The 22,896-nt window shown below is 64.3% G+C and carries 19 protein-coding genes and 1 tRNA gene; 7 read left to right on the plus strand and 13 right to left on the minus strand.

The genetic code is table 11. The features are described 5' to 3' along the window. Positions 1-54: 54 nt before the first annotated feature. Positions 55-139 (minus strand) — tRNA-Leu (locus tag IC761_RS04960). A gap of 211 nt (positions 140-350) precedes the next feature. On the opposite strand from IC761_RS04960, the gene IC761_RS04965 reads away from it, so the two are divergent. Beyond that, positions 351-890, plus strand: a complete 540-nt coding sequence (locus IC761_RS04965) for a disulfide bond formation protein B (protein ID WP_195802175.1) — start codon at positions 351-353, stop codon at positions 888-890. Here the strand turns inward: IC761_RS04965 and IC761_RS04970 are convergent. Genes IC761_RS04970 through IC761_RS04980 form a run of 3 tightly spaced genes read right to left on the minus strand, consistent with a single transcriptional unit; the run spans position 887 to position 4,432 of the window. Further along, the gene (locus tag IC761_RS04970) at positions 887-1,618 is read right to left on the minus strand and encodes an ABC transporter ATP-binding protein (RefSeq protein WP_195802176.1); all 732 of its coding nucleotides are present in this window, start codon (positions 1,616-1,618) and stop codon (positions 887-889) included. The genes IC761_RS04965 and IC761_RS04970 overlap by 4 nt on opposite strands. Beyond that, entirely contained in the window at positions 1,615-3,384 is a 1,770-nt protein-coding gene (locus IC761_RS04975; protein ID WP_195802177.1) for a branched-chain amino acid ABC transporter ATP-binding protein/permease, read from the minus strand. The genes IC761_RS04970 and IC761_RS04975 overlap by 4 nt, the downstream gene beginning before the upstream one ends. A 7-nt stretch (positions 3,385-3,391) precedes the next feature. After that, a complete protein-coding gene (locus IC761_RS04980) occupies positions 3,392-4,432 on the minus strand; it encodes a branched-chain amino acid ABC transporter permease (RefSeq protein ID WP_195802178.1) in 1,041 nt (346 codons plus the stop codon). Between the two features lie 178 nt (positions 4,433-4,610). Here IC761_RS04980 and IC761_RS04985 point away from each other — a divergent pair, with 178 nt between their 5' ends. After that, complete coding sequence (locus IC761_RS04985; RefSeq protein WP_195802179.1) at positions 4,611-5,132, plus strand: MarR family winged helix-turn-helix transcriptional regulator; 522 nt, start codon at positions 4,611-4,613, stop codon at positions 5,130-5,132. Positions 5,133-5,176: 44 nt separating this feature from the next. On the opposite strand, the gene IC761_RS04990 is transcribed toward IC761_RS04985, so the two are convergent. The 9 genes from IC761_RS04990 to IC761_RS05030 form a co-directional block, all read right to left on the minus strand. Continuing rightward, positions 5,177-6,460, minus strand: a complete 1,284-nt coding sequence (locus IC761_RS04990) for a glycerate kinase type-2 family protein (protein WP_195802180.1) — start codon at positions 6,458-6,460, stop codon at positions 5,177-5,179. Between the two features lie 199 nt (positions 6,461-6,659). Next, positions 6,660-7,889, minus strand: a complete 1,230-nt coding sequence (locus IC761_RS04995; protein WP_195802181.1) for an ABC transporter substrate-binding protein — start codon at positions 7,887-7,889, stop codon at positions 6,660-6,662. Between the two features lie 219 nt (positions 7,890-8,108). Next, the gene (locus tag IC761_RS05000) at positions 8,109-9,356 is read right to left on the minus strand and encodes an ABC transporter substrate-binding protein (protein ID WP_195802182.1); all 1,248 of its coding nucleotides are present in this window, start codon (positions 9,354-9,356) and stop codon (positions 8,109-8,111) included. Positions 9,357-9,475: 119 nt separating this feature from the next. Further along, entirely contained in the window at positions 9,476-10,705 is a 1,230-nt protein-coding gene (locus tag IC761_RS05005; protein ID WP_195802183.1) for an ABC transporter substrate-binding protein, read from the minus strand. A 27-nt stretch (positions 10,706-10,732) separates the two neighbouring features. Then, positions 10,733-11,752 carry a branched-chain amino acid ABC transporter permease gene (locus IC761_RS05010; protein ID WP_195802184.1) on the minus strand — a complete coding sequence of 340 codons (1,020 nt, stop codon included), beginning with the start codon at positions 11,750-11,752 and terminating at the stop codon, positions 10,733-10,735. A gap of 2 nt (positions 11,753-11,754) precedes the next feature. Continuing rightward, the gene (locus IC761_RS05015; protein WP_195802185.1) at positions 11,755-12,633 is read right to left on the minus strand and encodes a branched-chain amino acid ABC transporter permease; all 879 of its coding nucleotides are present in this window, start codon (positions 12,631-12,633) and stop codon (positions 11,755-11,757) included. 12 nt (positions 12,634-12,645) lie between these two features. Then, positions 12,646-13,359 carry an ABC transporter ATP-binding protein gene (locus tag IC761_RS05020; protein WP_195802186.1) on the minus strand — a complete coding sequence of 238 codons (714 nt, stop codon included), beginning with the start codon at positions 13,357-13,359 and terminating at the stop codon, positions 12,646-12,648. Beyond that, entirely contained in the window at positions 13,356-14,153 is a 798-nt protein-coding gene (locus IC761_RS05025) for an ABC transporter ATP-binding protein (RefSeq protein WP_195802187.1), read from the minus strand. The genes IC761_RS05020 and IC761_RS05025 overlap by 4 nt, the downstream gene beginning before the upstream one ends. Positions 14,154-14,219: 66 nt before the next feature. Continuing rightward, a complete protein-coding gene (locus tag IC761_RS05030; RefSeq protein ID WP_195804552.1) occupies positions 14,220-15,086 on the minus strand; it encodes an IclR family transcriptional regulator in 867 nt (288 codons plus the stop codon). 130 nt (positions 15,087-15,216) lie between these two features. Here IC761_RS05030 and IC761_RS05035 point away from each other — a divergent pair, with 130 nt between their 5' ends. The 5 genes from IC761_RS05035 to pimD all read left to right on the plus strand — a co-directional run bounded on the left by IC761_RS05035 (position 15,217) and on the right by pimD (position 22,889). Next, the gene (locus IC761_RS05035) at positions 15,217-17,313 is read left to right on the plus strand and encodes a 3-hydroxyacyl-CoA dehydrogenase NAD-binding domain-containing protein (RefSeq protein WP_195802188.1); all 2,097 of its coding nucleotides are present in this window, start codon (positions 15,217-15,219) and stop codon (positions 17,311-17,313) included. Positions 17,314-17,410: 97 nt separating this feature from the next. Then, positions 17,411-19,093, plus strand: coding sequence for a dicarboxylate--CoA ligase PimA (pimA, locus tag IC761_RS05040; protein WP_195802189.1), 1,683 nt, complete (start codon positions 17,411-17,413; stop codon positions 19,091-19,093). Beyond that, entirely contained in the window at positions 19,090-20,277 is a 1,188-nt protein-coding gene (locus IC761_RS05045; RefSeq protein ID WP_195802190.1) for an acetyl-CoA C-acyltransferase, read from the plus strand. The genes pimA and IC761_RS05045 overlap by 4 nt, the downstream gene beginning before the upstream one ends. Before the next feature lie 137 nt (positions 20,278-20,414). Continuing rightward, entirely contained in the window at positions 20,415-21,605 is a 1,191-nt protein-coding gene (gene pimC / locus IC761_RS05050; RefSeq protein WP_195802191.1) for a pimeloyl-CoA dehydrogenase large subunit, read from the plus strand. Positions 21,606-21,746: 141 nt separating this feature from the next. Next, a complete protein-coding gene (gene pimD, locus IC761_RS05055) occupies positions 21,747-22,889 on the plus strand; it encodes a pimeloyl-CoA dehydrogenase small subunit (RefSeq protein ID WP_195802192.1) in 1,143 nt (380 codons plus the stop codon). The last annotated feature ends 7 nt before the right edge of the window (positions 22,890-22,896 follow it).

Raw genomic sequence — 22,896 nt, forward strand, 5'->3', positions numbered from 1 at the left:
TCGCTGCTTCGCTCCGATAGTGTGGGGGGCTCGCCTAGCCGTAGCTGCGAGAACTGGTGCCCCTGGCCGGAATCGAACCAGCACTCCTTGCGGAACTCGATTTTGAGTCGAGCGCGTCTACCAGTTCCGCCACAGGGGCCCTCGGTCGGCCCCAGGACGGAGCCTCGCGAAGCCGGCGGACTATAGCCATGGAACAGGCGGGGTCAACCCGCGCCAAAGTGATCCCGGGCGTTCTCGACAGGGCTGCGGGCCGGGGTTAGAGGCTTAGAGCGTTTTCGAGCGAAGTGGATACCGGTCAAGAAAACGCGTCAAAATAAGAATCTACGCCAGACCCATCCGACGAGGCCGCCGTGACGACCCAGAGTGCCGCTATACCTGCGTTCAAACCGGCTGCCGGCAGCGCTGCGCTGACCGCCTCGCTGGCCGTCACCCTGATCGCGGCGGCGACGATCGCGGGCGCCTGGTTCTTCCAGCTCGTGCTGGAGATCCTGCCCTGTCCGCTCTGCCTGGAGCAGCGCTACGCCTATTATCTCGCGATCCCGCTCGGCGCGCTCACCGTGCTGGCGGCGCGGAGCGGCGCGCCGCGGCCGCTGCTGCTCGCAGGCCTGGCGATCCTGGCGCTGGCGACGCTCGCCAATGCCGGGCTCGGCACCTACCATTCCGGCGTCGAATGGGGGTTCTGGAAGGGGCCGACCGATTGCAGCGGTCCGGTCGTCAATCTCGGCAGCGCCGGCGATCTCTTGTCGCGGCTCGACACCGTCAAGGTGGTGCGCTGTGACGAGGTGCAGTGGCGCTTCCTTGGCCTCTCGCTCGCCGGCTACAACGTGCTGATCTCGCTGCTGATGGCTGTGATCGCCGCCTGGGGCTTTGTGCGAACGGCGAGCCGCTAGAGCACGCTCGCGCCTTCGTGCTGGAAGCCGAGATAGCTCGCCGCCACCCGCTCGTTCGCGGCGATGTCGCTGGCCTTGCCGCTGAGCACGAACTCGCCGAGCTCCATCACGTAAGCCTGGTCGGCGATCTTCAGCGCGGCCTGCGCATTCTGCTCGACCAATAGCACCGAGACGCCGCTGGCGCGCAGCTCGGCGACGATGCGGAAAATGTCGGCGACGATGATGGGCGCGAGGCCGAGGCTCGGCTCGTCCAGCATCAACAGCTTCGGCTCGCCCATCAGCGCGCGGCCCATCGCCAGCATCTGCTGCTCGCCGCCGGAGAGCGTGCCGGCGAGCTGCTTGCGCCGCTCCTTCAGGCGTGGAAACAGCGCATAGACCCGCTCCATCGAAATCTTCGCCCTGCTCCGCTCGATGCGGAAGGCACCGAGCTCGAGATTGTCCTCCACATTCATGGTCACGAACAATTCGCGGTGCTCTGGCACGAGACCAAGCCCCATCGCGACGCGGTCCTCGATGTCGAGCCGGGCGAGGTCTTGCCCAGCAAAGGCGACGCGGCCCTTCAGCGGCAGGATGCCCATGATCGCGGAGAGCAGCGTGGTCTTGCCGGCGCCGTTGGCGCCGACGATGGTGACGATCTCGTTCTCGCCGACTTCGAGCGAGACCGAGCGCACCGCTTCGACCTTGCCATAGGCGACATGCGCGTCGGTGACGGACAACAGCGCGCTCATGCCGCCACTCCGAGATAGGCCTTGATCACTTCGGGATTGGTCTTGATCGTGGCGGGCGTGCCTTCCGCGATCTTGGTACCGAAATCGAGCACCACGATGCGGTCGGCCAGGTTCATCACAAAACCCATGTCGTGCTCGACCAGCAGCACGCTCATGCCGCCGTCGCGCAACTCGCGCAGCAATTTCGCGAGCTGTTGCTTCTCCATGTGGCGGAGGCCGGCCGCGGGCTCGTCGAGCAGCAGCAGCATCGGATCGACACAGAGCGCGCGCGCGATCTCGACGATGCGCTGCTGTCCGAGCGACAGCGAGCCTGCGAGCTGGTGCATCTGCTCGGTGAGCCCGACGCGCTCGATCTGGCGCGCGGCTTCCGCGAGCAGTTTTGCTTCGTCGGCACGATCGAGCCGCAACATCGAGGCGATCGGGCCGGACTGGCCGCGCAGATGCGCGCCGATCGCGACGTTCTCCAGCACGGTCATGTCGGGCACCAGCTTGACGTGCTGGAAGGTGCGGGAAATGCCGAGCTTGACGATCTCCTGCGGCGGTGCGCGATCGACCTTCCTGCCAAGCACGGAGATCGAGCCGGAGGTTGCCGACAGCACGCCGGTGATCAGGTTGAACGTCGTGCTTTTGCCCGCGCCGTTCGGTCCGATCAGGGCGACGATCTCGCGGGCCTGGACGTCGAAGGAGACGTTGTTGACCGCAATCACGCCGCCGAATTGTTTGCGGGCCTTCTCGACCTGGAGCAGCACGCTGGACTGACCCGGCGAGCGGGTGCGCGCCTCGAGCTTCAGCGAGGTATCCGGCTTCTTGCCACTGCTGCGCTCCGGCAGGAACGACATCAGCCAAGGCCAGACGCCGCCGGGCGCGAGTTGAAGCAGCGCCACCAGCATGATGCCGAATACGATGGTCTCGACCTGGCCGGAGCCGGGCAGGATCAGCGGCAGATAGCTTTGCAGCACTTCTTTCAGGATCACGACGATGGCCGCGCCGAGCACGCCGCCCCAGACATAGCCGGCGCCGCCGACCACCGCGATGAACAGATATTCGATGCCAGCCTGGGCGCCGAACGGCGTCGGGTTCACTGCGCGCTGGAGATGGGCGTAGAGCCAGCCCGAGAGGCCGGCGAGCACCGCAGCGTGGATGAACACCAGCAGCTTGGCGCGTGGCGTCTGCACGCCGAAGGCTTCGGCCGCGACATGGCCGCGCCGCAGCGCGCGAATGGCGCGGCCGGTGCGGGAGTCCAGGAGGTTCATCGTCAGCAGCGCGGAGAGGATCACCGCAACCCAGATCGCGAAATAGATCGTGCCGGGATCGAGCATCCTGAACGATCCGATCGACAGCGGCGGGATCGCCGAGATGCCGTCGTTGCGCCCCAGAAATTCCAGCTTGCTGAAGAGGTAGAACAGGCCAAGGCCCCAGGCGAGCGTGCCGAGCGGCAGATAATGGCCGGAGAGGCGGACGGTGACGAGGCCGAGCAGCACCGCCAGCAATCCGCTGACCACCAGCGACAGCGGCAATGTCAGCCATGGCGACAAGCCGTAAGTTGTCGTCAGCACTGCGGTCGTGTAGGCGCCGAAGCCGACGAACGCTGCTTGTCCAAAAGAGGTCAGGCCTCCGACGCCGGTGAGCAGCACGAGGCCCATCGCGACGAGGGCCGCGAGGCCGATATTGTCGAGCAGCACGATCCAGAACGGTGGCATGCCCGGAACAAACGGAATCGCCGCCATCAAAGCTGCGAAGATGAGGATGGGAAGCCGGCTCTGCATCTTCGCCTCAGTCCTTCTCTTCCTCGACCGCGGGGGCTGCGAGCGAGCGCAGCAGCAGCACGGGGATCAAGAGCATGAAAACGATCACCTCCTTGTAGTTGGAGGCATAGAAGGACGAGAACGCCTCGACGATGCCGACGAACAGCGCCGCAATCGCGGTCAGGGGATAGCTGACGAGGCCACCGATGATCGCAGCGACAAAGCCCTTCAGGCCGATCAGGAAGCCCGAGTCGTAGTAGAGCGTCGTGATCGGCACGATCATGATTCCCGACAGCGCGCCGATCACGGACGCCAGCAGGAAGGCGATCTGTCCCGACAGCGTGGTGCGGATGCCGGCAAGCCGCGCGCCGAGCCGGTTGACGGCGGTGGCGCGCAGCGCCTTGCCGTACAGCGTCAGGCCGAAGAACAGCCACAGGCCGACGATGAAGGCGATGGTGATGCCGTAGACCGTCAGGCTCTGGCCGGTGAAGCGCAGCGCGCCCGCGGTGAAGGCGCCGGACAGCACCGCCGGCCCGCGCTGGCCTTCGGCGCCGAAGAACAGCAGGCCCAGGCCCTGGAGCGCCAGATGCACGCCCACCGATGCGATCAGCAGCACCAGCACCGAGGTGTGCGCCAGCGGCTGGAACGCGATGCGGTAGAGGAACAGGCCGATCATCGCGACGATCAGAAGCGACAGCGCAATGCAGACCGCGACCGGCGGCTTCTGGCCGGCGAAATAGATGGTCGCGGCCAGAACGATCGCTGGCAGCACGATATTGGCGAGCATGCTGCGCATGATCAGCCGGCCATGCAGCGTTTTGCGCGCCACGAACAGGTCGAAGGCGAGGGCGACGATGCCCATGGCCAGCGCCAGCTTGGCCGTGCCGGGCATCTGGCCCGAGGCCAGCGACGCATAGGTCAGCGCGCCATAGGTGACGAACTCGCCCTGGGGGATCAGGATGACGCGGGTGACGGCAAACACCAGCACCAGCGCCAGGCCGAGCAGCGCATAGATCGCGCCATTGGTAATGCCGTCCTGCAGCAGGAACAGCATGATGGTGGTGTTCAAGACCGGACGCTCCCCCTCAAAGATTAAGGACCCGGTCCCGCGATCGCGGTGGACGGTCCGCTCACAGCCATTGAAAAACGCTGACGATATTTGATATGGTCCATAACAATTATCAAATATAATCTCAAGGGTGGCGGCCGACCCCCGCCGAATTTAGCGGGAATGCGAGCATGAGGCGATGACCGTTTCCAAAACCGCCGAAAAGTCCTCTGAAAAGCCGCCCGACGCGGCCAAGGGCCGCAAGGACGCGCCCGAGGGCCTGCCCGAAGCCCTCCAGCTCGGCGAGCTGTCCGAACAGCTCGGCTATGTGCTCAAGCGCGCCCAGCTCAAGGTGTTCGAGAACTTTTTGCGCTGCATGGCCTCGCTCCAGCTGACGCCGGCGCAGTTTTCCGTGCTGCTGCTGGTGGAAAAGAATCCTGGCCGTAACCAGACCGAGATCGCCTCCACCCTCGGCATCCTGCGCCCGAACTTCGTCGCCATGCTCGACAATCTCGAAAGCCGCGACCTCTGCGCCCGGATCCGCTCCACCAACGACCGCCGCTCGCACATTCTGGTCTTGACCGACAAGGGCAAGGCCGTGCTGACGCGGGCGAAGAAGCTCGTCGCCACCAAGCACGAGTCGCGGCTGAATGAGCTGCTCGGCCAGGCCAACCGCGAAGCCCTGCTCGAGATGTTGTCGAAGATCGCGAATGAGTTTTGAGGCTGTCGGTTGCTCGCAATGACGTTGGAGAAACTGGCGCGACCTCAATCGACCAAGATCACCCGGATGTCGTTGACATTCGTCAGCGTCGGCCCGGGCTGTAGCAGATCACCGGTCGCCTCGAAAAACGTCGTTGCATCGTTGTTGTCGAGATAGGCCTGTGGCGTGAGCCCCAGCGTCTTCATCTTCGCAAATGTCGCCGCATCGATCAGCGCGCCGGCGGGATCGGTGGGGTGGCCGGCGCCGCCATCGGCGCCGTCGGTGTCGCCGGCAAGCGCAGAGATGCCGGCCGTGTCCTTCAAGAGGTCGGCGAGCGCGAGCGCGTATTCCTGGTTCGGACCGCCGCGGCCATTGCCGCGGACAGTGACCGTGAGCTCACCGCCGGAGAGGATCGCGAGGCGCTTGCCTTGCGTGCGCGCCGCGAGTGCGCGCTTGGCGTGATCGGCGGCGACCTCGCGGGCCTCGCCCTCGAGATCGGCGCCGAGATCGATGGTCTCGTAGCCGGCCTCCTTCGCGAGCTTCACTGCGGCATCAAGCGATTGCTTCGGCCGCGCGATCAATTCGAAATGCGCGCGCGCAAAGGCGGCGTCGCCCGGCTTGCAGCTCTCGTTCTTGGGATCGTCCAGCGCGCGGCGCACGGCCTCGTCGATGGCGAGCTTGTATTTCGCGACGATCGCGCGCGCGTCCGCCAGCGTGGTCGGATCCGGCACGGTGGGGCCGGAGGCGATCGCGGAGGGATCGTCATGCGGCACGTCGGAGATCGCGAGCGTCACGATCTCGGCGGCGTTCTTGCCGGCGCGCGCCAGCCGGCCGCCCTTGATGCGCGAGAGATGCTTGCGCACGATGTTCATCTCGCCGATCGGCGCGCCCGAGCGCAGCAGCGCCTTGTTGACGGCCTGCTTCTGCGCAAAGCTGATCCCGTCCACCGGAGCGATCCAGTTCGCCGAGCCGCCGCCGGTGAGCAGCACCAGCAAGAGATCATCGGGCCCGGCTTCGCCTGCCAGCGCGAGCGTGTCGGCCGCGCCCTTGAGGCCCGCTTCGTCCGGCACGGGATGGCCGGCCTCGACCACGCGAATGCGGCGCGTCGGCACGCCGTAGCCGTGGCGCGTGGTGGCGATGCCGACCAGCCGCTCCGGCGCGAGTTTCAGCGTGTCGAGATAATGCCGCTCGGCAGCCGCAGCCATTGCGGCGGCGCCCTTGCCGGCGGCGAGGCAGATCACGCGGCTCCTCGGCGCAGGCGGCAGATGCTGCGCCAGGATCGTGTTGGGATGCGCCGCGGCAACAGCGGCGTCATAGAGCGCGCGAAGCAGGGGACGTCGGTCGGTCATGACGAGAAGCCTTGAGCAGAGCAGACTGAAGTGACTGGCGACGAGATCGCCAGTCACCTGCCTACCGCATCATGCGCCATAGCGTAAGCAGGCTTTACCATCATTCGATTGTGCAATCGCGTAACCATAATCGGTGCGCAGCATAAAGCCCCCTGCGATGCTCTCGCAGGGGGCTTTATGCTCTCCTGTATTCCGGCGGCTAGCCGCCGACGTCGGCGCTGATGACGTCGCCGAACAGATCCCACTTCTCGCCCTTGAACCGCTCGAGCTGGAGCTGGCTGATTGGTGCGAAGTCGGTCGCGGAGGTGTTGATCTGGATCCCCGGCAGCAGCACTTCGGTGCGGAAGTTCTTCAGGCTTGCCGCCTGCCGCATGACGTTCTCGCGCGTGAGATCGTCGCCGCACTGCTTCAGGATCTGGACCAGCGTCTGCGCCACGCCGTAGCCGACGATGGTGCCGTGGTCGAGCTTGTCGCCGTCGGGGAAATATTTGTTCATGAAGGCGAGGAAGTCCTTCATGCCGGGATCGTTGCTCCACTGCGGATCCGAAACGTCCTTCAGATAGTCGGCGGAGATGATGTCCTGCGAATTGTCCAGACCTGCGGGCTTGAGCACGCCGCCGACGTTACCCGAGACGTTGTTGAGGAAGTGCAGCGGCTTCCAGCCGACCTCCGCCACCTTCTTGATCGCTTGGGCGGCGAATTTCGGTGTCGTGATGTTCATGAAGACGTCGGCGCCGCTCGATTTCAGGCTGACGATGTGGCTGTCGATGGTCGGCTCCGATGTCTCGTAGCTTTCCTCCTTCACGATCATGGAGGCCGCCTTGGCCCCCAAGCCGTCCTTCAGGCCCTTGAGATAGTCCTTGCCGTAATCGTCGTTCTGGAACAGCACCGCGATCTTGGCGTCCGGCTTGTTCTTGAGCAGCCATTTCGCATAGATCTGCGTCTCGCTCTGGTACGAGGGCTGCCAGCCCATGGTCCAGGGGAAATCTTTCGGATCGTTCCACTTGGTGGCGCCGGTGGCGACCAGGAGCTGCGGCACCTTCTTTGCGTTCATGTATTTCTGGATCGCCGAGTTCGATGGCGTGCCGAGCGAGTTGAAAATGAAAAGCACCTCGTCGCTCTCGACCAGCTTGCGCGCCTGCTCCACCGCCTTTGGCGGCGAATAGGCGTCGTCATAGGAGATGAAGTTGATCTTGCGGCCGTTGATGCCGCCTTCCTCGTTGATCTTCTTGAAATAGGCGGCCTCTGTCCGCCCGATGATGCCATAGGCGGAAGCCGGTCCGCTGTAGGGCATGATGTTGCCGACCTTGATCTCGGTATCGGTCGCGCCGGTATCGTACTTCTTCTGGGCCGATGCAGTGGAGGTCGAGGCCGCAATGAGCGCGAGCGCGAGTGACGCGGCCGCAAGCTTGCCGGTGACAGCGGGCATTCCTATCTCCCTATTTTCTTGGTGCACGCGCCCCTTTTCTTGTCTTGATTGTTTTTGGTGACGCGGCCGCGATTGAATACGATTTGGCAGGCGCCTTCAACAAAAAGCCCCCGCGACGGCGTCGCAGGGGCTGCTTCTTTAGTAGTCAGGACCACCGCCGATCGCCATGTGCGACTGCGAGAAGGTAAGACTGTCTTGAGTTGTCTGACGACAAAAGAGCTATTTTGAGTTGCCGGCTCTCAAGGTCTCGAGCTCGCTCGAGATGATGTCGCCGAACAGCTCCCATGTCCTGCCCTTGAACCGCATCATCCGGAGCTGCTCGATTGGGGCGAAATTGTCCGGCGCCGTGTTGATCTTGATGCCGGGCAGAAGCGTATCCGGCTCGAAATTCTTCAGACTGGCCGCCTGCTTCATGATGTTGTCGCGGGTGAGGTCGTCGCCGCACATGTGCAGCACCTTCACCATGGTCTGCGCCGCGGCATAGCCGAACACCACGCCGGCATCGAGCTTGTTGGCCTTCGGATCATACTGGGCGAGGAAGTTATAGAACTTCTTCATGCCCTCATCGGCATTCCATTGCGGGTCGGAGCCGTCCTTGGTGTAGCTCGCCGACAAAATGCCCTGCGAGATCTCGAAGCCCGCCGGCTCGATCACGCCGCCGACGGAAGCCGAGACGTTGGAGAGGATGTGGATCGGATGCCAGTTGATCTCGGCCGCCTTCTTGATCGCCTGTGCTGCGAATTTCGGTGTGGTGATGCTGATCAAGACGTCGGCGCCCGCGGCCTTCAGCTTCAAGACGTGCTCGTCGACCGCCGGTTCCGACGTGTCGTAGCCCTCTTCGAGCACGATCATCGCGGCCCTGGCGCCGAGGCCGTCCTTCAGCCCCTTGAGATAATCCTTTCCGAAATCGTCGTTCTGGAAGAGCACGCCGATCTTCGCGTCCGGCTTCTCCTTCATGATGTATTTGGCGTAGATCTTGGCCTCGCTGGCGTAGCTCGGCTGCCAGCCCATGGTCCAGGGATATTGCTTCGGATCGTTCCACTTCGAGGCGCCGCTCGCCACGAACAATTGCGGCACCTTCTTCTCGTTCATGTATTTGCGGATGGCGCCGTTGGTGGAGGTGCCGAGCGAGCCGAAGATCAGCAGCACGCCGTCGCTCTCGACCAGCTTGCGCGCCTGCTCCACCGTCTTCGGCGGCGAGTAGGCATCGTCATAGGAGATGAACTTGACCTTGCGGCCGTTGATGCCGCCCTCGGCATTGATCTTGTTGAAATAGGCCTCCTCGGCCTTGCCGATCGCGGCGTAGGCCGAAGCCGGCCCGCTATAGGGCATGATGTTGCCGATTCTGATCTCGGTATCGGAGGCGCCGGTGTCGTATTTCCTTTGCGCCAGCGCCGGGCTGCTCACCGCAGTGCACAACGCGAATGCGGCCAAAACCGCCGCAACCTGAAATCGAACGACAGCCATTGCTCTCCCACCACAGCTTGATCGGCGCAGCATTGAACAAGATTGATGCACCACGTCAACAAAAAGCCCCCGCGATGGTTCGCGGGGGCTCTTCGGATCTGGACTGAGACGTCAGCGCATTATTCCGGAGCGACCTCGCCGTTCAGGATCTCGCCGAACTGTTCCCACTTCTCGCCCTTGAAGCGCTGCATCTGGAGCTGGCTGATCGGGGCGAAATCGCTCGGACCGGTGTTGATCGTGACACCGGGCAAGAGCGTGTCCGGCGCGAAGTCCTTCAGGCTCGCCGCCTGCTTCATCAGGTTGGCCCGGGTGAGATCGTCACCGCACATCTCCAGCGCCTTGACCAGTGTCTGCGCGGCGCCGTAGCCGTAGACGATGCTGGCGTCGGTCTTGTCGGCGCCGGGCATGTACTTGTCGAGGAATTCGGACCACTTCTTCATGCCCGGATCGTCGTTCCAGCGCGGGTCGGCGCCGTCCTTGGCATAGGCCGCCGACAGCACGCCCTGCGAGGCTTCGAAGCCGGCCGGCTTCATCACGCTGCCGACCGAGGCCGACACGTTGGTGATGATCTGGAGCGGCTTCCAGCCGAGCTCGGCGGTCTTCTTGATGGTCTGGGCGCCGAACTTCGGCGTGGTGTAGATCACGAGCACGTCGGGATTGGCGGCCTTGATCTTCACGATATGCCCGTCGATCGACGGCTCGGACACCTCATAGCTCTCCTCCATGATGATCATGGACGAGGCCTTGGCGCCAAATCCGTCCTTGGTGCCCTTGAGGTAGTCTTTGCCGAAATCGTCGTTCTGATAGAGGATCGCGACCTTGGCGTCGGGTTTCTCCTTTATCAGCCATTTCGCGTAGATCTGTGCTTCGCTCTGGTAAGAGGGCTGCCAGCCGATGGTCCAGGGGAAGTTCTTCGGATCGTTCCACTTGGTGGCGCCGGTGGCGACGAACAGCTGCGGGATCTTCTTGGCGTTCAGATATTTCTGGATCGCACTGTTCGAGGCCGTGCCGAGCGGGTTGAACACGGCGAGCACCTCGTCGCTTTCGACCAGCTTGCGGACCTGCTCGACCGCCTTCGGCGGCGAATAGCCGTCGTCATAGGTGACGTAGGTGATCTTGCGGCCGTTGACGCCGCCCTTGTCGTTGATCATCTTGACATAGGCTTCTTCGGTCTTGCCGATGATGCCATAGGCCGACGCCGGACCGCTGTACGGCATGATGTTGCCGATCTTGATCTCGGTATCGGACGCGCCTGTGTCGTATTTCTTCTGGGCGAGTGCTGCGCCGGAGGCGAGGGTCGCGACCGCCGTCACGAGTGCGGTGGTTCGCAGTCTTCTTCCAAGAAACAATTTGGTCTCCTTCCTTGATTGAGGTTTTCAGTTCTTTCTGAGCTTTCCGGCGAGTTGCTGGCTCAGGATCGCGACTTGCCTTGCGCCGTGCGGCACGAGGTAGATGACGAGGAACAGGAGCACACCGAACACGGCGCCGGAGAGGCCCTTCGAGATGCCTTCCGCGATGTTCGGCACGAAGATGATGAAGGCGGCGCCGACGATCGAGCCGGGCAGCCAGCCCACGCCGCCGACGACCATGCCGAGGAACAGCTGGATCGCGAGCGTGATGGTGAAGCTGTCGGGCGCGACGAACTGCACCGCGATCGCGCTCAAGCCGCCGGCGACGCCGGTGATGCCGGCAGAGACGCCGAAGGCGAGCGTCTTGTAGAGCGCGACATTGACGCCCATGGCGGAGGCCGCGATCTCGTTGTCGCGGATCGCCATGAAGGCGCGGCCCGAGCGGGAGCGCAGCAGGTTCACCGAGAAGATGTAGATCGCGAGCACGACGACGAGGGTGAAGTAGTAGAGCCACATGTCCTGCGACATCGGCAGGCCGAACGGCGCATCGGGCTTGGTGACGACGAGGCCTTGCACGCCGCCGGTCCAGTGCTCGAGGAAATTCAGCTTCAGGAGCTGCGGCATGGCGGTGGCGAGCGCGAAGGTCGCAAGCGCGAGGTAGACGCCGGAGAGCCGCAGCGCCGGCTGGCCGAACAGGAAGCCGACGCCGAAGCAGAGCACGCCCGCGACCGGCAGGCAGAGGAAGTAGGGAATGTTGAACTGCTCCATCATCACCGCGGTGATGTAGGCGCCGATGCCGTAGAACGCGCTCTGGCCCAGCGAAAACTGGCCCGAGCCGCCGGTCAGGATGTTCAGCGCCAGCACCGCCAGGCCCAGATACAACAGCTGGGTCAGCTGGAAGATCACGAAGTTCTTCGCAAACAGCGGAACGGCGACGAGCAGCAACAGCACCACCAGCGAGGTGCCCGTGCCCAGCGTCATGGCCCGCTTCGGAACCGCCTCGACCGCCTCGTGGCCTTCGGCGACGACTTCTTCTGCTGCGCTCATGATCAAACTCGCTTGACGATGTGCCGGCCGAACAGACCAGCGGGTTTGACGACCAGGACGGAGATGATCAGCGCGAGCGCGATCGGGAGTTTCAGCTCATTGCCGACGCCGGGAATGTAGGTGCCGGCGAGGTTCTCGAAGATGCCGACCAGGAAGCCGCCGACCACGGCGCCGAACGGGCTGGTCAGCCCACCGAGCACCGCGGCGGCGAAGCCGTAGATCAGCACGCCGCCCATCATGTTGGGCTCGAGGAACACGACGGGCGCGATCAGCATGCCGGCGATGGCGCCGATGGCGGTCGCCATGCCCCAGCCGAGCGCGATCATCCAGCTCGTGTTAATGCCGACCAGCCGGGCCGATTCAGGCACCGACGCCGCCGCGCGCATCGCAAGGCCGATCCGGGTGTACTGGAAGAAGAAATAGAGGCCGAGCAGCAGCAGCACGGTGACGCCGATCATGCCGGCCTGGTGGGTCGAGATCAGCTGGCTGCCGAGGAACGGCGAGGAGCCGAACGGGGTCGGGTACTGCTTGATGGTGAAATCCCAGATCAGGCCGGCCGAGGAGTTGATGATCGCAAACAGCGCGATGAAGCCGGCGACGTTGGTCAAGACCGGCGCCTTCGCGAGCGGCTTGAACAGGATGCGCTCGATCGCGATGCCGCCGATGAAGGAGAGCACCAGCGTGATCACGAAGGCGCCCCAATAGGGTATGCCCCATTGCATCAGCTGCCAGGAGATGAAGGTCGAGAACATCGCCATCTCGCCTTGCGCGAAATTGAGATGGTCGATCGCCTGGTAGATCATGACCACCGCGAGCGCCATGCAGGCGTAGATGGCGCCAGTGGCAATCCCAGCCAGCACTTGGTTGGTGAAAAGCTCCATCGTGCCGGCTCCTCAGTAACCCAGATAGGATTTGCGGATTTCTTCGTTGTTCGCGATGTCCTTGGCATTGCCCGACATCACGATGCGGCCGGTCTCGATCACATAGGCCTGGTCGGCGAGCTCGAGCGCGAGCTGGGCGTTCTGCTCGACCACCAGGATCGACACCTTGTCCTCGCGATTGATCTTGCCGAGGATGCCGAACAGATCGCGCACGACGAGCGGCGCGAGGCCGAAGGACGGCTCGTCCAGGAGCATCAGCCGCGGCCGCAGCATCAGCGCGCGGGCGACGGCGAGCATCTGCTGCTCGCCGCCGGAGAGCGTGCCGGCCTGCTGGGTGTGCCGCTGCTTCAACACGGGGAAATGCGCATACATGCGCTCGATGTCGGAGACGATGCCGGCATTGTCCTTGCGGGTGATGGCGCCGAGCTGGAGGTTTTCCTCCACCGTCATGGTGGTGAAGGTGCCGCGGCCCTGCGGCACATGGGCGATGCCGAACCGGACGATGCTCTCGGTTGAGCGGTTGTTCAGCGGCTTGCCGTCGAACTCGATGCCGCCGGTGGAGCGCACCATGTTGCAGATCGCGCGCAGCGTCGTGGTCTTGCCGGCGCCGTTGGCCCCGAGCAGCGTCGTCAGCGAGCCCTCGTTGAGCGAGAAGGAGAGGCCATGGAGCGCCTGGACCTGGCCGTAATAGGCGCGCAGGTCCCTGACGTTGAGCAACGTCGTCATTGGTCCTTGCTCCCGAGATAGGCCTTGATGACGTCGGGATCGGCCTGCACCTGGGCGGGCGTGCCTTCTGCGAGCTTCTTGCCGAAATTCAGCGCCACGACGTGGTCGGCGATCGACATTACGAGGCCCATATGATGCTCGACCAGCAGCACGGTCATGTGGCGCTCGTCGCGGATGCGGCGGATGAGGTCGCCGAGCACGTAGACTTCCTCGTGGTTGAGGCCGCCGGCGGGCTCGTCGAGCAGCAGGATCTTCGGGTCGGCCGCGAGCGCGCGCGCCAGCTCGACGCGCTTCTGCGTACCGAAGGGAAGGCCGGAGACGGTGGTATGGGCGACATCCTCGAGATCGAGATAGGCGAGGATCTCGTGCACCTTCTTGTTGACGCCGCTCTCGCTGCGCCTGACCCACGCCAACCTCAGGGAGTCGCTGATGATGTCGCTGGAGGTCTTCGAATGGGCGCCGACGCGGACATTGTCCATCACCGACAGGTTCGGAAACAGCGCCACGTTCTGGAAGGTACGGCCGATGCCGATCTCGGCGATCCGGTGCGGCGGCCGCTTCAGGATGCTCGTGCCTTCCATCAGGATGTCGCCGGACGACGGCTGATAGAGGCGGGAGAGGCAGTTGAACAGCGTGGTCTTGCCGGCGCCGTTGGGGCCGATCAGACCGAGGATCTGGCCCTTGTGCATGTCGAACGACACGCCGTTGAGCGCGACGATGCCGCCGAACACGACGCTGACGTCGCGAACCGCGAGCAGGGGCGATGTCCCCTGCGCGAGCTGTGCCTGCGTCATGTCGTCTCGCCCACAGGATTCAGTGGGCGATGGGGCGATGCGGATCGCTCCCGGTTATGACAAAGGCTATCTGAATCCCTCGGCCACACGAGCAACTTTTCCTCCTGATTTCAGCTTTTTGCTGACTTCTTTTTTGGATTGCGGCATCAGTCCCCCGAGTGCCGCTTCGATGTTCCTTACCATCGCCAGCAGACGCGGTCCAATGTCGTTGATCAAACGCTCTTCCGTGAAGCGGAATGCGGGTGCACCGCAGTTGAAGGCGTAAGGCCCGGTTCCGTCGTTGAGCCTGAGCGCGACGCCGGCAGCGCCGATGTCGTCGTGCCAGTCGCCGACCGAAATCGCAAAGCCGTGCTTGGCGACCGTCTCGCCGGAGCGTTCCAGTCCGTCGCGCATCTTCGGCCAGCGGCTGCCGTAATGTTCGCGCAGGATGCGCGTCAATTCGGCGCGATCCTCGTCGCCGAGCGCCCAGAAATAGGCGCGGCCCATCGCGCTGGTTGCAATCGGCACGCGGGAGCCGACGTCAAGTTGAACGCCGACCGTCTCGCTGCCGCGGCTCTGGCCGAAATAGATCATGCTGTGGCGGTCGCGGCCGCCGATCGCGACGGCGCCGCCGGTGGCGCGCATCATTTCCTCGCGAAACGGCTCGGACAAATGCCGAACACCGAGATTGGCTAACGCCGCGTAACCAAGCGCCATCGCGGCGGGGGCGAGCTGATACTTCTCGAAACGGGGAACCGGAGTGAGATAACCAAGCTTCGTCAACGTGTAGGTCAGGCGCGAGACGGTCGGCTTGGGCAAATTGGTGCGGGCCGCGATCTCCTGATTGCCGAGAAGGCCGTCGCTGGGCTGGAATGCACGCAATACGTCTAGCCCGCGGGAAAGCGCGACGACGAAATTCCGATCGGTCGCAGTCTTCTTTCCTGTACGCTTCATCCCTGATCTGCTTCTTGCGCGGAGTCGTTGACAACGTCCGTGCTTCAAAATAACCCTGCCGTCAAGATGCGGAATTAAATTCCGCACTGCGAAATCGAATAAAAGTAAATCCCCACCAAGGAGGGAAACTGTGAGCGAAGTGGTCAAGCTTGAGCGTCATGACGAAGTCGGGATCGTCACGGTCAATAGCCCTCCGGTCAATGCACTCAGCGCCGCGGTTCGCGGCGGAATTCTGGAATGCATGAAGGCCGCAATCGCCGATCCCGCCATCAAGGGCATCGTGCTGACCTGCGCTGGCCGCACCTTCATCGCCGGCGCCGACATCACCGAATTCGGCAAGCCGCCGAAGCCGCCCGGCCTCGCCGAAGTGCTGGCCGAGATGGAGAATTCGCCGAAGCCGATCGTGGCGGCGATCCACGGCACCGCACTCGGCGGCGGCCTCGAGGTCGCGCTGGCCTGTCATTTCCGCGTGGCCGTGAAAGAGGCCAAGCTCGGCCTGCCCGAGGTGAAGCTCGGCCTGTTGCCCGGCGCCGGCGGCACCCAGCGCCTGCCGCGCGCGGTTGGGCCTGAACTCGCGGTCAAGATGATCGTCGGCGGCGATCCGATCGGTGCGACGGAGGCGCTGAAGAACGGCCTGATCGAGGAGATCGTCGAAGGCCCGACCTTGGGCGCTGAACTTTTCGTCCGCAAGCTGCTGGCCGAGAAGCGCCCGCTGCGCCGTCTGCGTGACGACGATTCCAAGATTGCGGCCGCAAAGGCCGATCGCTCGATCTTCACCAATGCGGTCGCCGCCATGACCAAGAAGTCGCGCGGCCTGGAAGCGCCGTTCGCGGCCGCCGATGCCGTCGGTGCCGCCATTGACCTGCCGTTCGACGAAGGTCTGAAGAAGGAGCGCGAGGGCTTCCTCAAGCTCGTCGCCAGCGACCAGTCCAAGGCGCAGCGCTATGCCTTCTTCGCGGAGCGCGAGGCCGCCAAGATCGCGGGCGTGCCTGAAGGCACCAAGTCGCGGCCCGTGAACCGAGTGGCCATTCTCGGCGCCGGCACCATGGGCGGCGGCATCGCGATGTCGTTTGCGAATGCCGGCATCCCCGTCACCTTGATCGAGACCGGCGAGGAGCAGCTCAAGCGCGGTCTCGGCATCATGCAGAAGAACTGGGAAGCGACCGCGGCGCGCGGCGGCATCCCGGCGGATGCGCCCGCCAAGCGCATGGCGCTGATCACCGGCGTCGTCGGCATCGAGAATGTCGGCGATGCCGACCTGGTGATCGAAGCCGTGTTCGAGACCATGGCGGTGAAGCAGGAAGTGTTCGGCAAGCTCGACCAGCACGTCAAGCCGGGTGCCGTGCTCGCCTCCAACACCTCCTATCTCAACATCGACGAGATCGCGAAGGCGACCAAGCGTCCGCAGGACGTGCTCGGCATGCACTTCTTCTCGCCGGCCAACGTCATGAAGCTGTGCGAGATCGTGCGCGCCGACAAGACCGCGCCGGATGCGCTGGTGACCGCTGTCACCATCGCACGCAAGATCGCAAAAGTCCCGGCCGTGGTCGGCGTCTGCGACGGCTTTGTCGGCAACCGCATGCTGGCGCAGCGTGGCAAGCAGTCCGAAAAGCTGCTGTTCGAAGGCGCGCTGCCGCAGCAGGTCGACGCCGTCGTGACCAAGTTCGGCATGCCGATGGGGCCGTTCGCGATGGGCGACCTCGCCGGCCTCGACATCGGCTGGCGCTCGCGGAAAGATCGCGGCATCAAGTCGGAGATCGCGGACGCGCTGTGCGAAGCCGGCCGCTTCGGCCAGAAGACCGGCAAGGGCTATTACAAGTACGAGCAGGGCTCGCGCGCGCCGCTGCCCGATCCGGAGGTCGAGAAGCTGATCGACGAGACGCTGCTGCGCCTCGGCCGCAAGAAGCGGATCGTCAGCGACGACGAGATCCTCGAGCGCATGATGTATCCGATGATCAACGAGGGCGCGAAGATCTTGGAAGAAGGCATCGCGGCGCGTCCCTCCGACATCGACGTGGTCTGGCTCTATGGCTATGGCTGGCCGATCTATCGCGGCGGTCCGATGTTCTGGGCCGACACTGTCGGCCTCAAGCACATCGCCGATCGTCTGGCCTTCTACGCCAAGGAGACCAACGACCCGAGCCTCGAGCCCGCGCCCTTGCTGAAGAAGCTCGCGGCGGAAGGCAAGACGTTCGCGTCGCTGGCCGCGGCGTCGAAAGCGGCTTGATGGCCGCTTCCTCTCAACCCTCGTCATTCCGGGCTCGCGGCTTCGTCGCGCCCCGGAATGACGGTCTCCGTTAGTTGCTCGCTCAAGCAATCAAGAAATGACCCATCCCGGCGAACAGTTTTATCCCGAGGGCGTGCACTGGGACGACGCGATTCCCCAGGGCACGCTGCCTGACCTCCTGTCGAAAGCCGCGGCCGAATACGGCCCGCGCACCGCGCTGGAATTCCGCGATCGGCCGATCACCTATGCCGGGCTCGCCGCGATGGTCGAGCGTGCGGCGGCTGCGTTCCTGCGCGCCGGCTGCGGCAGGAACACCTCCGTGGCGCTGTTCCTCGGCAATACGCCGGATCACCCCGTCAATTTTTTCGGCGCACTGAAGGCCGGCGCCCGCGTCGCGCATCTGTCGCCGCTCGATGGCGAGATCGCGCTGACGCACAAGGTCTCGGACTCCGGCTCGCGCGTGCTGGTCACCTCCAACCTCGCCGCGCTGCTGCCGACTGCGCTGAAGTTTTTGGAGAAGGGGCTGATCGACCGCCTCGTCGTCTGCGAGGACGACAATTGGGGCAAGGTCGGCACGCCGCAGGCCGCGATCCCCGGCGATCCCCGCATCGTCACCTTCAAGGCCTTTGTGGAGGGCGCCGCCGCGCCTACGCAATGGCCGAGCATGACGGCGGACGACGTCGCGCTGCTGCAATATACCGGCGGCACCACGGGTCTCCCCAAGGGCGCCATGCTCACCCATGGCAATCTCACCTCCGCCGTCTCGATCTACGACGTCTGGGGCAAGCCTGCGCGTGCGACGCGCGGCGATGCGATCGAGCGCGTGATCTGCGTGCTGCCGCTGTTCCACATCTATGCGCTCACCGTCGTGCTGCTGTCCTCGCTCAGCCGCGGCAATCTGATCTCGCTCCACCAGCGCTTCGACGTCGAAGCCGTGATGCGCGACATCGAAGTCAAGCGCGCGACCTATTTCCCGGGCGTGCCGACGATGTGGATCGCGATCGCCGCACTCCCCAACCTCGACAAGCGCGACTTCTCCTCGCTCAACGCCATCGGCTCCGGCGGCGCGCCGCTGCCGGTGGAGATCGCGAGCTTCTTCGAGCGCAAGGTCGGCAAGAAGCTCAAGAGCGGCTGGGGCATGACCGAGACCTGCTCGCCCGGCACCGGCCATCCGCCGGTCGGTCCCGACAAGCCGGGCTCGATCGGGTTGATGCTGCCCGGCATCGAGCTCGACGTGGTCTCGCTGGATGACCCGACCAGGGTGCTGCCGCCGGGCGAAGTCGGCGAGATCCGCATCAAGGGCCCGAACGTCACCAAAGGCTACTGGAACAAGCCGAAGGAATCCGCGGAGTCCTTTTCCGACGGCCGCTTCCTCACCGGCGACATCGGCTATGTCGACACCGACGGCTATTTCTTCCTGGTCGATCGCAAGAAGGACATGATCATCTCCGGCGGCTTCAACGTCTATCCGCAGATGATCGAGCAGGCGATCTACACCCTTCCCGGCGTGCACGAGGTGATCGTGCTCGGCATTCCCGATCAATACCGCGGCGAGGCCGCCAAGGCCTTCATCAAGCTGAAGCCGGACGCAAAGCCGTTCTCGCTCGACGAGCTGCGCGCGGAGCTCGCCGGCAAGGTCGGCAAGCACGAATTGCCGGCCGCCGTCGACTTCGTCGACGATTTGCCGCGCACGCCGGTCGGAAAACTGTCGCGCCACGAATTGCGCCAGCAGCAGAAACCGTCACAATCCACTCAACTTGCATCAGGAGGTCGCTCTTGACCGACGCCGTCATCGTTTCCACCGCCCGCACCCCGATCGGAAAGGCCTATCGCGGCATGCTCAATGCCACCGAGGGCGCCACGCTGCTCGGCCACGCCATCGGCGAAGCCGTCGCGCGCGCCAAGGTCGACCCGAAGGAGGTCGAGGACGTCGTGATGGGCGCAGCGCTCCAGCAGGGCGCGACCGGCGGCAACATCGCGCGCAAGGCGCTGCTCCGCGCCGGCCTGCCCGTCACCGTTGGCGGCACCACGATCGACCGGCAGTGCGCCTCGGGCCTCCAGGCCATCGCGCTCGCCGCGCGCTCGGTGATCTTTGACGGCGTCGAGATCGCGGTCGGCGGCGGCGGCGAGTCGATCTCGCTGGTTCAGAACGACAAGATGAACGGCTTCCACGCCCAGGACCCGGCGCTGCTCAAGATCAAGGGCGAAGTCTACATGCCCATGATCGACACCGCCGAAGTCGTCGCCAAGCGCTACGGCATCTCGCGCGAGAAACAGGACGAATATTCGCTGGAGAGCCAGCGCCGCACCGCGGCAGCCCAACAAGGCGGCAAGTTCAAGGACGAGCTCGCGCCGATCACGACGCAGATGGCGGTCACCGACAAGGCAACCGGTGCCGTATCGATGAAAGAGGTCACCCTGTCGCAGGACGAAGGCCCGCGCCCCGAGACCACCGCCGAAGGCCTTGCCGGCCTCAAGCCCGTCCGCGGCGAAGGTTTTTCGATCACCGCCGGCAATGCCAGCCAGCTCTCGGACGGCGCCAGCGCGTCCGTGATCATGAGCGACAAGGAGGCCGCCAAGCGCGGGCTGAAGCCGCTCGGCATCTTCCGCGGTTTCGTCTCCGCCGGCTGCGAGCCGGACGAGATGGGCATCGGCCCGGTCTTCGCCGTGCCGCGGCTTTTGAAGCGCCACGGCCTCACCGTCGACGACATCGGTCTCTGGGAGCTCAACGAAGCCTTCGCGGTGCAGGTGCTGTATTGCCGCGACAAGCTCGGCATCGATCCCGACAAGATCAACGTCGACGGCGGCGCGATCGCGGTCGGCCATCCCTACGGCATGTCGGGCGCGCGCCTCACCGGCCACGCCTTGATCGAAGGCCGCCGCCGCAAGGCGAAATACGCGGTCGTCACCATGTGCGTCGGCGGCGGCATGGGTGCGGCAGGGTTGTTCGAAGTTTTACAGTAACCGTCGTCCCGGCGAAGGCCGGGACCCATACTCCGCAGCCGGAGTTTGGAGCATCGACGGTAGTGGCCTTCGTAACAACGAAGGCCGGTGGTTATGGGTCCCGGCCTTCGCCGGGACGACAAGGGTAGGAGGATCCGATGGATCTCGCATTCACTAGGGAAGAGCAGGCGTTTCGCGAGGAAGTGCGGTCATTCTTCCGCGACAACGTGCCGCCGGACACGCGGCGCAAGCTGGTCGAGGGCCGTCACCTCTCGAAGGACGAGATGGTGACGTGGTGGCGCATCCTCAACAAGAAGGGCTGGGGCACCAGCCACTGGCCGACGCAATACGGCGGCACCGGCTGGACCTCCGTACAGCACTACATCTTCAACGAGGAGCTCCAGTCCTATCCGGCGCCGCAGCCGCTCGCCTTCGGCGTCAGCATGGTTGGCCCCGTCATCTACACCTTCGGCAATGAAGAGCAGAAGAAAAAGTATCTGCCGCGCATCGCCAATGTCGACGACTGGTGGTGCCAGGGTTTTTCGGAGCCCGGCTCCGGCTCCGACCTCGCCTCGCTGAAGACGAAAGCCGAGCGCAAGGGCGACAAGTGGATCATCAACGGCCAGAAGACCTGGACCACGCTCGCCCAGCACGCCGACATGATCTTCTGCCTCTGCCGCACCGATGCGGCCGCGAAGAAGCAGATGGGCATCTCCTTCATCGTGTTCTCGATGAAGTCGAAGGGCGTCACGGTGCGCCCGATCCAGACCATCGACGGCGGCGTCGAGGTCAACGAAGTCTTCTTCGACGACGTCGAGGTGCCCTACGAGAACCTGATCGGCGAGGAGAACAAGGGCTGGGATTACGCAAAATTCCTGCTCGGCAATGAGCGCACCGGCATTGCCCGGGTCGGCGTCTCCAAGGAGCGGCTGCGCCGCATCCGCGATCTCGCCTCCAAGGTCGAATCCGCCGGCAAGCCGATCATCCAGGACGCCGCCTTCCGCGAGAAGCTCGCGGCCTGCGAGATCGAGCTGAAGGCGCTGGAGCTGACGCAGCTCCGCGTCGTCGCCGACGAAGGCAAGCACGGCAAGGGCAAGCCCAATCCGGCCTCGTCGGTGCTGAAGATCAAGGGCTCCGAGATCCAGCAGACCACCACCGAGCTCTTGATGGAAGTGATCGGCCCGTTCGCAGCACCCTACGACGTGCACGGCGACGACGGCTCGAACGAGGCCATGGACTGGACCGCCCAGATCGCGCCGAGCTATTTCAACAACCGCAAGGTCTCGATCTACGGCGGCTCCAACGAGATCCAGCGCAACATCATCGCCAAGGCGGTGCTGGGGCTCTAGGTGTCATTCCGGGGCGCGACGAAGTCGCGAACCCGGAATCCATCGGGCCGCACACGTTGAGGCGAAATGGATTCCGGGTCTGGCCCTTCGGGCCATCCCGGAATGACGAAGCAAAATTCCGGGTACGAGGAAGCAAAGAACATGGATTTTGACCTGACCGAGGAGCAGCGGCTTCTCAAGGACAGCATCGACGGCCTGCTGACCGATTCCTACGATTTCGAGAGCCGCAAGAAGTACATGAAGGAAAAGGGCGGCTGGAGCAAAGCGGTCTGGGGCAAGCTCGCCGAGCAGGGCCTGTTGGGGCTGCCCTTCGCGGAAGCCGATGGCGGCTTCGGCGGCGGTGGCGTCGAGACCATGATCGTGATGGAAGCGCTCGGCAAGGCGCTGGTGCTCGAGCCGTATCTGGCAACGGTGGTGATCGGCGGCGGCTTCCTGCGCCATGCCGGCACTGACGCGCAGAAGGCCGCGCACGTGCCCGGCATCGTCGACGGCAGCAAGACGCTGGCGTTCGCCCAGCTCGAGAAGAACTCGCGCTACGATCTGTTCGACGTCGCGACGACCGCGAAGAAGAAGGGCGACGGCTGGGTGATCGACGGCGAAAAATTCGTCGTGCTCAACGGCGAGAACGCCGACACCCTCATCGTCACCGCGCGCACCACAGGTGACCGCCGCGACAAGACCGGCATCGGCGTGTTCCTGGTGCCGGCGAACGCCAAGGGAATCACCAAGAAGTCGTACCCGACCCAGGACGGCCTGCACGCCGCCGACATCACCTTTACGGGTGTCGAGGTCGGCAGCGACGCTGCGATCGGCAACCCCGATGACTCGCTCGCTCTCATCGAACGCGTGGTGGACGAAGCCCGCGTCGCGCTCTGCGCCGAAGCCGTCGGGTTAATGGATGAGTCGCTGAAGACGACTGTCGAATATATCAAAACGCGAAAACAGTTCGGCGTCGCGATCGGCTCGTTCCAGTCGCTCCAGCACCGCGCCTCCGACATGTTCGTCGCCGCCGAGCAGGCGCGTTCGATGTCGATGTTCGCGACCATGGCCAGCGACTTCCAGGACGCCAGGGAGCGGTCCAACGCCATCGCCGCGGCCAAGGTACAGATCGGCAAGTCGCTGAAATTCGTCGGCCAGCAGGCGATCCAGCTTCACGGCGGCATCGGCATGACCATGGAGGCGAAGATCGGCCATTACTTCAAGCGCCTCACCATGATCGAGAACACCTTTGGCGACACCGACTACCACCAGCGCCGCGTCGCCGATGGTGGCGGGTTGATTTAGTCGTCGC

Origin of the sequence: Bradyrhizobium commune (assembly GCF_015624505.1) — a bacterium.
GTDB lineage: Bacteria > Pseudomonadota > Alphaproteobacteria > Rhizobiales > Xanthobacteraceae > Bradyrhizobium > Bradyrhizobium commune.